Consider the following 12,339-nt stretch of genomic DNA (forward strand, 5'->3'; position numbering starts at 1 on the left):
TCTCGACCTCGCTGCCGTCAGCAGCGCGGATCCAGAATTCTGTGTCACTAGACCCAGCCGTACGGCTCGCAGCCGTCCCCGCACTGGTAGTGGACGCCCTCACTGAACAGGTTCAGGTCGAGGGTGATCGTGTCGGTGGAGTCTGTGCCGTGCAGGGCGGCCAGCCACTCACGGTCAGCGGTCAGGTGCTCGGAGGTGGAAACGGGCTGAATGGACATGGTGTTGTCTTCCTGGACGTTGCGGTCAGCGGTCCGCACACCGGCCCTACATGGGCGGTGCCGTCCACGAAGTCGAGGGGGCGTGGTCCCCACAGCATGAAGCGCCCGCGGGTCAGCGAGCGTCACCGGATTCGGTCACCAGGCCGCGGCGGCGGGCCATCTCCAGCCCGGCCGCGCCCGGCCTCGACGGCGCCACCGTCCGCGTCGGGGCGCGCCCGGCCGGAGCCGCCGGCACCGGAGGAGTACGGAACTCGCCGAACAACTCCGGGCGCCGAGCCCGCAGGGCCTCGGCCGCCGCCTGGATCTGTGTCTCGTCCGCTTCCGCATCAGAGATCAGCAGACGCTCCGCGTCCGTCAGGTCTTCACCCGACGCGCCCAGCGCCACCAGGGCCCCGCGGCGCAGCGCCGCCAGCTCCCGCTCAGCCGCCAGCTCCTCACGCCGAGCGGCCTGCAACTCCCGCTCGGAAGCTGCTTGTTCGCGTCGCTCCACATCGGTCAGTGCGGCTTGCTCGGCCTCACGCTGCGCGGTCACGAACTCTGTCAGGGCCTTGGGGGTGTCGAAGCCCAGCGTGGCCAACAGGCGTTTGATCGCGGCGCGTTCGCCCTGCGCCTTCTCCCGCGTGAGGAGTTTGCCCAGACGGTCCTGGGTGACCGTCACCTGCGGCTCCGGGCCGCCGTCGCCGTCATCGCCGAGCTGGTCGTTCGTCTCGTCCTCCGAGGAGGCGCCGAGGATTGGGTAGATCGGTCGACCGTCACGGCGAACGCCGACAAGGTGACGGGCAGGCAGGGGCCGGACCATGTAACTCCTCCAGTGCGCGCCCCCGCGCTACCGATCAGTGTAGCCATCTCCACCTACGCCCTGCCCGGCCGTAGACCGTGCGGGTGCGAACCGTCCTATGGCCTGTCCGCCGGGCCCTCTCGCCACGCACAAGAGGCCGGTCAATGGTCACCTCAGTAACGCAGGAGGCGACCGCGTCGGCACTGCCGAAACTGACAGCTTCGGAACAGGCAGCGGGGCCAACTGATTTCCACCATTCAACTACACACCGATGCAACAATGTGAATTATTCCCCCACAAAGGTCAATCTGTGTCATATTCTCTCACCGTCCATCGCGCTCATGACATCGTTGCCAGGCGACCAACTCCGTTCAATCAGACGCAAGTTGGCGTGATTTCCGGAGGTAATCGACCACCCGGAGGGATGCAACATGACCTCGCTCCTCGCGCCCTTCAAGCGCGCTGTCGCCGGCGCGGCCACCGCGACAATGGCACTGATGATGGCGATGGCACCCGCTGCCGCCGCCGCACCGGCTCACGTGCACACTGCGGCGGCTGCCGAGTCGGCCCAAGCGTGCGGCAGCAAGTTCCCGCTGTACTCGGAGGGCCGCTGGACCTACACCGAGGCCCGATTCTGTCTGTCCACCGACGGCCAGCAGGTCCACCCCGTCCTCGAATTCTCCGAGTGCCAGTACTACTGGGGAGCGGCCTGGTACTACGCCAAGGCCAAGTACCCGTGCGGGTTCGACTTCGCCTACACCGTGACCCGTGACGGCCAGGACGTGCTGGACGGCAGCAGTTCCGGCAGCGGCGGTCCGTCCGGCACAGTCGAAGGCAACTCCACCGCCTGCGCGGGCCCCGGCAACTACACACTCAGGGCCCGGTACGTCCTGAGCGGCCCCTACTGGACCGACGTCCAGATCAACTCCGGATACCGCACCTACAACCTCGAACTACCCTGCACCTGACAGGGCTGCACCACCGAACGCGGAGCGTCCTCAACACCTTGGTGCTGGGGACGCTTCCCGTTGCCGCGAACACGGCCTCGCCGTCCAGCCAGGGCCGACAGCGGCGAGGAGGATCCGCCGGACCCACTCCGCGTCCGACAGATCACCACACGCCCCCTCAGACACTGCCTACTCCAGGCGCACTCAAGGCGAGCCGCACTCATCGTGATCGATTACGCCGCGGCTACCTCCACCGCAGCGTGCCGGACGGCCTTCTTCACATCCATCTCGACAGAGACCCGGTCCTTGCCCTCCGTCTTCGCGTACTCCATCACCTTCGCCTGAAAGTCCGCGGCAGCATCGAACCAGGGCTTCCACGCCTCCGCGCTGTACGGCACGCCCTTGGCGGCCTCATTGGCCTCGACGGCAGCACGCTGCGCATTGATCAGGTCATCGAACGAAATAGCGGTCACGTCCGCGCATCCAACGTCGGCGGACGACAAGCCCCGGCCATGGCCTTGCGGTACGGCCCTCCGACCAGTCGCCGTCTCGCCCTGACTACGCTCCCTGCGCTACGCAAGCCGTTCGGCATCGCCACGGGCCTGGTTGCCGCTTCCTTCACCGCCGCGCTCGCGCCCAGGGGCAGCCTCCGTGATCCGCATCGCGGCATCCTGCTCGGCCTTCGCCCTGATCCGTGCCACCTCCTGCGACGCGTCCTCGACCGGGTAGCCCGCATCGAGCAGCATCTGCACGGCCGTCTCCAGGGACATCACACGGCTCCGTATGCGGTCACCACTTCGTCCAGTACCGCGGCCCGGTCCGTCGGCGTGTGCGGAGCCCACGCCAGCCGCGCCGGGAACGAGTCCCCGCCCGGCCAGCCCTGCGCGCGACCGGCCTGATACAGACGCTGCACGAACTTCAGCAGCAGCAGCCGGTACTTGTGCTCCCTGGCCAGCCGCATCGACCCCACCAGCGCATCCAGCGGCGCCAGCGCCAGCTGGAACGCGTACCCCGACGGCACCTCCGAAGCATCCAGCGTGCCCAAACCAGCTGCCGTGATACGTGAGTTCGCCGCGATCCGGTCCAACAGATGCTCCACCCGGGCCCGCAGCTCCGCCAGCTGAGGTGAGGTGTCCAACGCGTCCATGCGGCCCGACTCTCCGAGCGGCCACACCGCGCCGGCCTCCACCTTCAGCTTCTCCGGCTGGCCCGTGGCCCGGTTCACCGGCAGCCGTGCTCCCGCCAGCCCGATGATCGGCGTGCCCGTCGTCGCGCTGGCGGCCGAGCTGTCCGAATCGGTGGCGGCCAGTTCGTCCAGGCCCTGGAGCACGCGGGCCAGAACAGAGCGCCCCCAGTGTTCCCCGCCCTCAGGGATCGTGTTCGTGACGTGGACGACTGGCAGGAAGTCGATCATCAGGTCCAGCCGGTTCAGCTCCGTGCCATCCGCACGCACCCGGAAGGACGCCTTGTCCATCGGCAGGCGATCCAGGGTCTCACCGCGCTTGAGGTCCTCCAGCAGCCACTCGGCATCAGTCAGACAGCACGTCACCCTCGACACCCGGCCCGGCTCCCACGGGTAGGCCCGCGTGGCACCCCCGTCCTCGGAGATCAGGCCCAGCTCGTAGGTCACCCGGCGCACCCGTGCCTTCAGCCCGGCGTCCTCGTCCTCCGGCAGCTCCCACGCCAGATGCACCCGCGTGGGAAAGTCCTGGTCCTGGTCGTCGTCCCACTGCGGGAAGTAGAACCCCGGGTCGTACACCCGCAGCGTCGGCCGCTGCTTGTCCGGACTCCACGCCAGCACGTGCACGCTGTCACCCAGCAACACCGCCGCACGCTCCGCCTGCTGAACCCGCAGCGTCAGCAGCTCCTTCCCCGCCCACTGCCGCAACCGCTCCTGCACTGCCGCGGCCTCCGTCGCATCCGGCTCGGGCGCCTCCTCATCTGCGTGCTCGGCACCGGCCACCGCGATCTGCTGATCCGACCCGAGCAGATAGCCGAGCGCCGTGTCGACCAGATTCGCGGCGTCACCCAGCTCGCGCCGCTCCAGCGCAGCGTCGTCTCCCGCGGCCGCCGCGAGCTGCCCGGCCTGGTTGTTGTCATACGACGCCAGCACCTTGTAAGCCGCCAGCCGCCGCATCTCCTGCGGCGACAGCCACGAGGCCGCCAACTCCGGGAACGCCCGGCTCGGCGGTCGGCCGGCATCCGCCATCACCGGCTTGTAGTTCAGCCATGACCAAGCGTCGATCACGAATTGGCGCAGGCCCATATCCACTCCGGGAAGCTCGGCCCCACGCCCCCTTCAGCCTAGGTCGTCGCCTCCGCTACCTCCGCACCGTCACCGTGACCTGCCACGAGATGACCACGTGGGAACATGCCTCGCCGTCCGTGCGGGAGATGCACCGGAACTGCGAGTCGAGGGTCGTCGTCCCGTCGGCGCGGGCATGGAAGACCCCGGTGGCGTCGCCGTTCGGGGCCGTACGGGCAGTGTCGCGGTGGAGCACGGTGCCATTGGCGGCGGTGGGTACGCTCCACCCCCATGTCGAGTTGTTGTTCTTCTCCCCGGAGAGCCGAACGGTGATCTCGTCGCCCTTGTGCACGGTGAGGGAGCTTCTGTTGTCCTTGTTCGACAGCTCCCGATGCTTCGGAGCCACAGACGGTGTCGCGGCGCTCGCCGCCAAGGGCGCGGCAACCAGGGTCAGGGCTGCGGCCAGGGCCGCCGTCATCAACCGAGCAGTCTTCATTGCTCCACCTGGGGTTAGCTGTCGTACCGGGGCCGAGGGTTGAGGCACGGGCAATCCCGCCCGCAATCGACTCAACGAGCCGAGCACGAGGCAGTCACATGATCCGCCGGACAGGCCGTAGGAGCGCCTTCTTCTCAGCCTCATCAACCTCAACCGCGAAGACTCACCGCACCACACCCTCCGGCCCGTGGTACCTGTGCATCGGCCCACCACACGCGCAAGCCGATCACCGCCCTTCACGCTACGCCCAGCTGTCCTACCGCCGACCGCTGAACCGCTGATCGTCACCCCCGCGCGGGGGCGGCATCGTCGGATCGAGGAACAGGTCCCACAGCGCCCACACCGCGCTGTCGAGCAGATCGGGCGAGTCCTCCGTCTCCCCCTGCCCGACGAACGTCGTCATCTGCTCCTCCAACTCCGCGAACACCCGCGCTGGGCCGACGTGCGACACACGGGCTTGCTCGTACAGCTGCGCCGCCGGAGCCGCCCGTGCCCGCTTCCCGCGCGTGGCGTGAACGATCCGCCAGTTCACCGTCGGGTCCACCTGTTCCAGCAGCGCGGGCAGGTAGTCGCCGCCGTTGTTCGCCTCGATGACCACGTAGTCCGCCCGGTGCTCGTGGTACAGCTTCGCTGCCCGCTTCATCGCCTGGGTCGGGGTGTGCCGGTCCTGCTCGCAGTGGAGCAGGTACCCGCGGGGCCGGTCGTCCCCGAACATCGTCTCCACCGGGTAGCCGCGCCCGGCCACGGTGAAGGCCGTCATGTCCGCGTTCTCGTGGCTCTTGGTCGCCGGGTCGACCGCGACGACCACCCGCTGAAGGTCCGGCAGGTGCTCGGACCGGGGCCTGAAGCCCTCGACCTCCAGCATCCACCCCTTCCACAGCGCGCCCTCCACGTCCCCCAGCAGCTCACCCGACAGCTCCTGCCGGCCGAGACGGGTCCCGGCGTACTCCTCCTCCAACTCCGCCCGTGCCGCCGGAGACAGGTTCGCGTCGTTCTCCCGCAGGTGCCCACGAGTGAGCACCACCCGGGGCGCCTCCCCGCCTTCCTGGTGCGCCTTTTCCTGCGTCCGGCCGCGCTCGACGAGCCGCTTCACGTGGGGCAGTGGTTTCGGCGTCGTGGAGATGACGACCTGGGGAGTGTCCGCCTCGCGCAGGCAGAACCGGAGCATGTCGTACACCTCTTGCGCGGTGTGCCGGGACCAGGCGGCGTACTCGTCGCACCAGGCCTTGTCGAACGCCCAGCCACGCAGGTTGTCCGGCGTCTCCGCGCCGAACCCGCGTACCAGCGTGCCGTTCTTCAGCCGCAGCGTCGTCTCGCCCAGCGACGAGTTGTACTTGGCCACGTCCTCCGGCGGGATCACCGACAACAGGCCGGACTTCGGGGAGTCGAAGCAGATATCACGCACCAAGGTGGCGTTCTTCGCGACCACGGCGATCTGCAACCCCGGCGTCTTCGCCCACTCCCTGACCGTCTCCGCCGCCGTCCGCGACTTGCCCCAACCGCGGCCGGTCAGCAACATCCACACCGTCCACAGCCACGCCGGCTGCCGCTGTGCCGCGCGAGCATGGTGGTGCCGCCAGCCCTTATGAGGCAGCCCGTCACAGGCAGGGACCTCACACGCCCACCTCCGCGCCGACAGCTCATCGGCCCGGATCAACTTCCTTATCTCCGCATGGAGCTGCTCATCGCTCATCACCGACGGATCCGTGAAGTCCTCCACCATCCGCCGTCTGGCCCGCCCCGAATCACTGTGCGACCTCCGACAACCGCCGCTCCAGCTCCCCGCGCAGCTGATCCATCCGGGCCCGACGCTCCTCGTCCGACAGCCCATCGACATCCGCGCCCTGGTCCCGGTCCTCGACCGTCCCGGACACCGGCGTCTCTCCCACGGCCCGCCGCTCGATCTCTGCCGCGACCTGGATGTAGCGCAGCAACTCCGAAGGTGACAACTCCCGAGGGTCGGGCGCCTGGAGCCGCGCGACCGCCTTACTCTGCACAGCCTGCGCCAACTTCGCGTGCCTGCGAGCCATTTCCCGCCGCGCATGCGACTGCTCCGCGACGAACAGCCGATCCTGCTCACGGTCGTAGGCCGCCGCCCGCATCACCCACGCGTACTGCCTCGACCACCGACCCAACAGCGTGCGAGATTTATCCAACTCCCGTGCCGCCTTCGTGACACTCCGGGCCGGGCCGAGATCGCGGTACACGGTGAACGCCTCGTACGCCTGAGGAGACTCGCTCGCCTGCCGTTCCCAGGTGTCGGCGATGGCCCGGTCAGCCACCAGTCGGCCTTCCTTCTCCCCATGCGCCGCGAAAGTCCCAGGTAGGGCCACCAGAGTAGACGGCACCCCCGGCACGCAACGCCATGAGGAGGCGAACCGATTCAGTCATAGTGTTGGCGCCCTGCTATTCGATGACGCGAGGGTGGCCATCCCACATGCACGGGGACCACCAAGGGACGACCCTTAAGAGCTCGCGCAGATAGGCGCGGGGGTACCCGTGACAGCACGGCAGGCACAGGTCAGCCGCTCTGGGCGATGGCGCGCAGGGCGTCGAAGGTCTCCTGTTCGTCTTGCTGGTCGCCGTAGTCGCTGAGTTTGACCACGACGGTCCTGTTTACGGGGTCGACGTAGATGTACTGCCCGTATACGCCGAGGGCGGAGTAGTCCTTGCCGTTGCCGCCGGGCGGATGCCACCACTGCGCGGAGTAGCCCCAGCCGTCGACCTTGTGGGGTGCTGGGGTGGCGATGCGTTTGATCCATGCCAGGGGGATGATTTGTTTGCCTTGGGCGCGGCCGTTGTCCAGAACGAGCTGGCCGAGCTTGGCGTAGTCGCGGGGGGTGGCGTTGATGCAGCAGAACGCCTTCTCGTGGCCGTTGTCGTGGTCGAGGTTCCAGGTGGCGCTGTCCTGTGCTCCCATCGGTGCCCAGATGTTGTCCGCCAGGAGGACGGCCAGCGGCCGTCCTTGGACCTTGGCCAGGACCTGTCCGAGGAGTTCGGTGTCGATGCTGCGGTAGTCGCCTTGGCTGCCCGGCGGGAATTGCAGGTCGCGATGGTCCTGGGCGAAGGCGGGCAGGTCCCGGGTGAGGTACATCCGGGCGGTGCCGGTCAGCGGGTAGTACTCGTTGTAGTTCTCCGGGACGTCCACACCTGACGTCATGTCCAGCAGGTCGCGCACCGTGATGGCGTCATAGGCTCCGCCGGTCTTCAGCTGGGGCAGGATGTCGACCAGCCGGTCGCCTTCCCGGAGTTTGCCCTGTTCGATGGCTTGCCCGGCGAGAAGGGACACGACCGACTTGGCGGCCGACCAGGACGACAGGCGGGTGGTGGGGCCCACCCCGTCGCGGTACCACTCGTGGGTCAGCCGGCCGTCCCGGAGGACGAGGAAGGCGTTGGTGTGGGTGGTCGTCAGGAACTGCTCGACCGGCACCCGCTCGCCCTTCCACGGCACGGCGGCAGGAAGCGACTCGTCGTGGACGGGCAGGGGTGCCGGCGTGGCGGAGGCGGGGACTGTCCGGGTGGCGAACAGGTCGCCCTGCCGCGAGGGCTCGGTGGTCAGCAGTTGGACCAGCGTGGGTGGGGAGGGGATGTCCAGCAGCGCGGTGGCCGTGTAGGAGCCGGCCACCAGCACGCCAAGCGCCACCGGCAGCGCGATGAGGGTGCGCCGAAGTACGCGCCGTGTCCGCGGCTTTGCAGAACGCGAGGCGGCCACGGTGCGCTCGGTCGGCTCCAAGGCCCGGGTGGTGGGACCGGCAGCGGAAGCAGACCGGGAGCTGGCTGCCGGTTCGGGACCGCTGTCCTGGGGGGCTTTCTGGCTCGTGTCGACAGCCTCGTCAGCCTCGTCGACGGCTTCCACAGCAGGGCGATGGTCAGACATCGGCGTCGTCCTTGGGGGTGGTGCGGGCGGTTGCGTCGACGGCCAGCCAGAACGCCTCCATCAGCGTCTGGAAGACGGCCTCGTCGTCCTGCGCGGCCAGGTGGGGCAGGTGCGTGGTGATGGCCGGATACCGCTCGGGGGAGATGGTGGCGTACGCCCCGGCCCAGGCATGCTCGTCGGCGGCGCGCACCTCCTGCGGGAGCGCGGCATACCCGGCACGCATGCCCGCGTACGCCAGCACGGTGTCGGCGAGCATCCGTTGGTAGCGGGCCACACTGCCCTCGTCCAGACCGATCTCCTCCAGCGCCGCGAGCATCATCTCCATCGCGGCGAACTCCCCCGGGCCGCGGGTGGTCCGGCACGCGACGGCCGCACCGACGTACGGGTGGGCCTCAAAGACCTCCACCAGGGAGCGCGCCAGCTCCTGCAGCACCTCCCGCGGCCCCAGGCCGTCGGGCACACGCTCCACGGCCATGGCCAGCAGCCGGTCACCCACCGCCAGCAGCAGCGCGTCCCGGTCCGCGAAATGCCGCCACACCGCCGACCGGTCCACGCCCAGTTCCTCCCCCAGAGCCCGTCCGGTCAGCCCGTCCGGTTCCGCCCGCGCCGCGATCCGCACGGCCGCCTCCACGATCAGCTCCGGCGACAACCGCACCGCCCGGCCCTTGCCCACAGCCATACCTGTCCCCCACTCTCGCAATCATCAATGCTGTCATCAATGATGACAATGCTGGGGTGGGATGGTCAACTCTGGAGTGCCACCACGAATGCGGCGACGTTCGGGAAGGGCTTATCAGCCGGACGCAGGCAGTCGAGGCGATCTGCCGCCAGCCCAGCGCGACGCTCTGCGATCACCAGGGAGACCTGTGCCTGTTCTTCCGTCATGGCTGACCGAACCGCTGTGGGACCAGTTCTCGGCGCTGCTGCCCCAGCGGCCGCTCTACCACCCTCACCATCCTCTGCGCTGCCACCGTCCGCGCATCAGTGACCGGATCGTGTTCGACAAGCTTCTGCAGTTGCTGAGGTTCGGCTGCCCCTATGAGGCGATCGCTGACACGACCTGCTCGGCCAGCACCATCCGCAGCCGTCGCGATGAGTGGATCCGCCTGGGCATCTTCAGCCAGTTGAAGCGGATCGCGCTCGACTCCTACGACCGCATCGTCGGCTTGATGCTGGATCAGATCGCCATCGATGGCTCCCTCACCAAGGCACCCGGCGGCGGCGAGGTCGCCGGGCGTTCCCCGGTCGACCGGGGAAAACAGGGCCTGAAACGCTCCGGCATGACAGACGGCTACGGAATCCCGCTCGGCCGCGTTCTGGCCGGGGCGAACTGTCACGACTCTCCGCTGCTGGCCCCGACCCTGGACCGCCTCGCGGAACTCGGGCCGCTGCCCGACGACATCACGGTGCACCTGGACGCTGGGTACGACTCGAACAAGACCCGCGCCCTGCTCGACGAACGCGGGCTGCACGGTCGGATAGCGCACAAGGGCGAGAAAGCCCCGATTCAGGCGAGCCGGCGGTGGCACGTCGAGCGCACCCACGCCTGGCAGAACGCCTTCCACCGTCTTTCCCGCTGCTACGAACGCCGCGCCGTCGTGATCGACGCCTTCTTCGACCTCGCGGACACGATCATCACCGTCCGCCGCCTGATCCGACGATCCTGGACCGCCCACCGCTGGGACAACCGCCCCAGGCGATGCCCGTAAGCCCACGCCTATCTGCGCGAGTTCTTAAGCTCTAGGCATGAGTGACGTGTTCGCAGTGGACTTGGCCCTTGACCTTTCACCCGTCATACCCGACGCCGTCCTCGACGACCTTCGGTGGCATCTTGGACTCCTGGACGGTGGGCGCACCATGGTCGACGAGATGCCAGGCCTGGAGCCTCTGCTGGCGGCACGTGGCCCGGCGGTGCGAATCGGCGGCCTGTTGACCGGTGAACTAGTCCGGGCCGCTGACCACTGGTCCCTGACGGCCCGGCAGGAGGTGCACGCCGAGCTTCTGCCCGAGTTGGAGTCGCTGGTCGAGCGGCTTGCGTTCAACGCCACGACCGAGGGCGTCATCGGACAGGTGCGGTTGTACGAGGACGACGTCCCCGACGTGTTGGTCAACAGGTCGGGGGCACTGGTCAGGATAGCTTTGCGGCCGGATGAATCGGCGGATTTCTAGAACCTTCCGCCTGAAAAAACTCTCTGTTCGGAATCTTTCACTGGTCGTCGCCCATAAGCTCCTCCAAGGAAACGTCCGCGAGGGACTCTTCATCAACCACCGGCGTCAGATGCAGCACGGCTTCCGCATTCGCAATCATTCGACCGATCTCGATCGGGAGGTTCTCGAATTCCTCCATCACCACGTCGTAGGGTTCAACGCGGTACCTTTTCCCATCCAGCCCCGTTGCTTCCACGAAATACCGGTAGCCGACGGGTGAATTCATATCGTCGACCTTCGTCCAGGCCGCGCCGCGCCGACGCACGAGCAGGTCGCCAAGGTACGACGTCAGATCCGTGTGGAGCCTGATCCAGTCCGACTGCTCGAACTCGCCCAACGGGAGACGGTCCACGTAGTTCTGCAGCCCAGGCAGGAGGCCCAAAGGGTCCTCGTCGTAATGCTCCGGCGGCATGCCGAGCACTGACGCGAGACCAGCAGCATTGCGGTGCGCCCCCTCCGCCCACTCCAATACCTCGTCGGCCGAGTTGTCCGGTGTCTTGTTCTGCATCGTACACAGCCTTCCAGTTGACCCGGAGCCATTCTACTTCTTCTTGGTGGGCAAATCCCACTGGTCCTTCTTCGGGGCGGGGCCATATTCGAGGAATATGATCTTCGCCTTCTTGAGATATGCACGCAGTTCATCGGAAGGACCCGCGTGCGTGAATGACCAGCGCGGGTCATATCCGGGATTCAGTCTACGAAGTGCGACATCCTTGTGGATCTGCTCCTTGATGTGCTTACTCAGCGGGACTTCGTTCTTTATCGTTTGGTGAGTGCCGTCCTTCAGCGTGATGGTGCGGTACTCGCCGTACGTCTTCACCTCGACGGCAACGGTCCGGCCGTCAGGCATGTCGACCGGGACGTCGACCTTGCGCCCGCCACTGGCAGTCACCGGGTACCGAGGATCGGAATTGGTAGGAACGGGGTAGTGACGCTCCGGCCCGCCGCCCCACATCTGCCGGTGGAACTCCTCGCCACGTTCCCAACGCGTACGAACATCATGCGAGTTGCGCACATCCCGCAGTGTGAGCGGGCCGTCCGCAGGAAGCAGGGCACGCCGAGAGAGATCGGGCTCGTGTCCGGCGTACGGATTGCCGTCTCCGTGAGCGTGTCCCGCGTCCGGTCCTTCGCTCCCCGCACCATCCGCGGAGTCCTCATGATGCGAGTCCGCGCCGTCGCCGTTGTGACCCTGCTCGTCGTGGTGCGGGAACCCGTCGTCATGACCCGGGTGTCCACCGTGCTGCCCGGGCAGATCGTGGCCGCCGTGTCCCGCGCTGCCCAGCGAGCCTTCGGGGTGGGTGCCGCCCGCGCCTGGACCGCCCGGCAGGTGGTCGCCCGACCCGGGAGCGGGCACAGTGTGGTCCCCCGTACCGGCGGGGGCGTGGGTGTCGACGCTGTTCGTCGGCGTGTGGGTGTCGGCCCGGCCGCCCGGCAGGTGGTCGGCGGAGCCGCTCGGCAGGTGGTCGCCCGCATTGCCGCCCGGCAGGTGGTGGTCGCCCAGGCTGCTGGCGCTGGGGAGGTGGTCGCCGCCGGCGTGGACGGTGGGTATGTCTCCGCCCGCGTGGATGCC

Annotated in this window: 16 protein-coding genes; 4 read left to right on the top strand and 12 right to left on the bottom strand. The window is 68.0% G+C overall.

Going from position 1 to position 12,339, the window contains the following annotated elements; all coding sequences use genetic code 11:
* Positions 1-47 precede the first annotated feature (47 nt).
* Together AV521_RS18520 and AV521_RS18525 are read right to left on the bottom strand one after the other, a co-directional pair.
* Positions 48-218 carry a hypothetical protein gene (locus AV521_RS18520; protein ID WP_179023199.1) on the bottom strand — a complete coding sequence of 57 codons (171 nt, stop codon included), beginning with the start codon at positions 216-218 and terminating at the stop codon, positions 48-50.
* Positions 219-330: 112 nt separating this feature from the next.
* Positions 331-1,017 (bottom strand): hypothetical protein, encoded by a 687-nt coding sequence (locus AV521_RS18525; RefSeq protein ID WP_076089561.1) that lies wholly within the window; start codon positions 1,015-1,017, stop codon positions 331-333.
* A 410-nt stretch (positions 1,018-1,427) separates the two neighbouring features.
* On the opposite strand from AV521_RS18525, the gene AV521_RS18530 reads away from it, so the two are divergent.
* A complete protein-coding gene (locus AV521_RS18530; protein WP_076089562.1) occupies positions 1,428-1,964 on the top strand; it encodes a hypothetical protein in 537 nt (178 codons plus the stop codon).
* Positions 1,965-2,176: 212 nt separating this feature from the next.
* Here AV521_RS18530 and AV521_RS18535 read toward each other — a convergent pair whose 3' ends face one another.
* From AV521_RS18535 to AV521_RS18570, 8 genes are all read right to left on the bottom strand, one after another.
* On the bottom strand, positions 2,177-2,416 hold the full coding sequence (locus tag AV521_RS18535; RefSeq protein ID WP_076089563.1) for a hypothetical protein: 240 nt from the start codon (positions 2,414-2,416) through the stop codon (positions 2,177-2,179).
* A gap of 99 nt (positions 2,417-2,515) precedes the next feature.
* Positions 2,516-2,713: a hypothetical protein gene (locus AV521_RS18540; RefSeq protein ID WP_076089564.1), complete on the bottom strand. Its 198-nt coding sequence runs from the start codon at positions 2,711-2,713 to the stop codon at positions 2,516-2,518.
* Positions 2,713-4,209 (bottom strand): hypothetical protein, encoded by a 1,497-nt coding sequence (locus tag AV521_RS18545; RefSeq protein ID WP_076089565.1) that lies wholly within the window; start codon positions 4,207-4,209, stop codon positions 2,713-2,715. The genes AV521_RS18540 and AV521_RS18545 overlap by 1 nt, the downstream gene beginning before the upstream one ends.
* Before the next feature lie 55 nt (positions 4,210-4,264).
* Positions 4,265-4,684 carry a hypothetical protein gene (locus AV521_RS18550; RefSeq protein ID WP_143658621.1) on the bottom strand — a complete coding sequence of 140 codons (420 nt, stop codon included), beginning with the start codon at positions 4,682-4,684 and terminating at the stop codon, positions 4,265-4,267.
* Positions 4,685-4,940: 256 nt separating this feature from the next.
* The gene (locus tag AV521_RS18555; protein ID WP_076089567.1) at positions 4,941-6,203 is read right to left on the bottom strand and encodes a terminase large subunit domain-containing protein; all 1,263 of its coding nucleotides are present in this window, start codon (positions 6,201-6,203) and stop codon (positions 4,941-4,943) included.
* Positions 6,204-6,429: 226 nt separating this feature from the next.
* Complete coding sequence (locus tag AV521_RS49320) at positions 6,430-6,966, bottom strand: hypothetical protein (RefSeq protein WP_076089568.1); 537 nt, start codon at positions 6,964-6,966, stop codon at positions 6,430-6,432.
* Between the two features lie 239 nt (positions 6,967-7,205).
* Positions 7,206-8,561, bottom strand: coding sequence for a serine hydrolase (locus AV521_RS18565; protein WP_079249287.1), 1,356 nt, complete (start codon positions 8,559-8,561; stop codon positions 7,206-7,208).
* A complete protein-coding gene (locus tag AV521_RS18570; RefSeq protein WP_076089569.1) occupies positions 8,554-9,240 on the bottom strand; it encodes a TetR/AcrR family transcriptional regulator in 687 nt (228 codons plus the stop codon). Before AV521_RS18570 ends, AV521_RS18565 begins: the two co-directional genes overlap by 8 nt.
* A gap of 187 nt (positions 9,241-9,427) precedes the next feature.
* On the opposite strand from AV521_RS18570, the gene AV521_RS18575 reads away from it, so the two are divergent.
* A complete protein-coding gene (locus AV521_RS18575; protein ID WP_079249288.1) occupies positions 9,428-10,270 on the top strand; it encodes an IS5 family transposase in 843 nt (280 codons plus the stop codon).
* A gap of 37 nt (positions 10,271-10,307) precedes the next feature.
* Positions 10,308-10,730: a hypothetical protein gene (locus tag AV521_RS18580; RefSeq protein WP_076089570.1), complete on the top strand. Its 423-nt coding sequence runs from the start codon at positions 10,308-10,310 to the stop codon at positions 10,728-10,730.
* 37 nt (positions 10,731-10,767) lie between these two features.
* Here AV521_RS18580 and AV521_RS18585 read toward each other — a convergent pair whose 3' ends face one another.
* A complete protein-coding gene (locus AV521_RS18585; protein ID WP_256725594.1) occupies positions 10,768-11,277 on the bottom strand; it encodes a hypothetical protein in 510 nt (169 codons plus the stop codon).
* 33 nt (positions 11,278-11,310) lie between these two features.
* Positions 11,311-11,784 (bottom strand): hypothetical protein, encoded by a 474-nt coding sequence (locus tag AV521_RS49325; protein ID WP_179023201.1) that lies wholly within the window; start codon positions 11,782-11,784, stop codon positions 11,311-11,313.
* Between the two features lie 141 nt (positions 11,785-11,925).
* Here AV521_RS49325 and AV521_RS49330 point away from each other — a divergent pair.
* Positions 11,926-12,339: hypothetical protein (locus AV521_RS49330; RefSeq protein WP_179023203.1), on the top strand; the 414-nt coding region annotated here is incomplete at its 3' end.

It is taken from the genome of Streptomyces sp. IMTB 2501, assembly GCF_001953885.1.
GTDB lineage: Bacteria > Actinomycetota > Actinomycetes > Streptomycetales > Streptomycetaceae > Streptomyces.

Bases quoted from the DNA above. Each gene is read 5' to 3' on its own strand.
- AV521_RS18520 (WP_179023199.1), bottom strand. From the start codon at position 218: ATGTCCATTCAGCCCGTTTCCACCTCCGAGCACCTGACCGCTGACCGT.
- AV521_RS18525 (WP_076089561.1), bottom strand. From the start codon at position 1,017: ATGGTCCGGCCCCTGCCTGCCCGTCACCTTGTCGGCGTTCGCCGTGAC.
- AV521_RS18530 (WP_076089562.1), top strand. From the start codon at position 1,428: ATGACCTCGCTCCTCGCGCCCTTCAAGCGCGCTGTCGCCGGCGCGGCC.
- AV521_RS18540 (WP_076089564.1), bottom strand. From the start codon at position 2,713: ATGTCCCTGGAGACGGCCGTGCAGATGCTGCTCGATGCGGGCTACCCG.
- AV521_RS18545 (WP_076089565.1), bottom strand. From the start codon at position 4,209: ATGGGCCTGCGCCAATTCGTGATCGACGCTTGGTCATGGCTGAACTAC.
- AV521_RS18550 (WP_143658621.1), bottom strand. From the start codon at position 4,684: ATGAAGACTGCTCGGTTGATGACGGCGGCCCTGGCCGCAGCCCTGACC.
- AV521_RS18555 (WP_076089567.1), bottom strand. From the start codon at position 6,203: ATGTTGCTGACCGGCCGCGGTTGGGGCAAGTCGCGGACGGCGGCGGAG.
- AV521_RS18565 (WP_079249287.1), bottom strand. From the start codon at position 8,561: ATGTCTGACCATCGCCCTGCTGTGGAAGCCGTCGACGAGGCTGACGAG.
- AV521_RS18570 (WP_076089569.1), bottom strand. From the start codon at position 9,240: ATGGCTGTGGGCAAGGGCCGGGCGGTGCGGTTGTCGCCGGAGCTGATC.
- AV521_RS18580 (WP_076089570.1), top strand. From the start codon at position 10,308: ATGAGTGACGTGTTCGCAGTGGACTTGGCCCTTGACCTTTCACCCGTC.
- AV521_RS18585 (WP_256725594.1), bottom strand. From the start codon at position 11,277: ATGCAGAACAAGACACCGGACAACTCGGCCGACGAGGTATTGGAGTGG.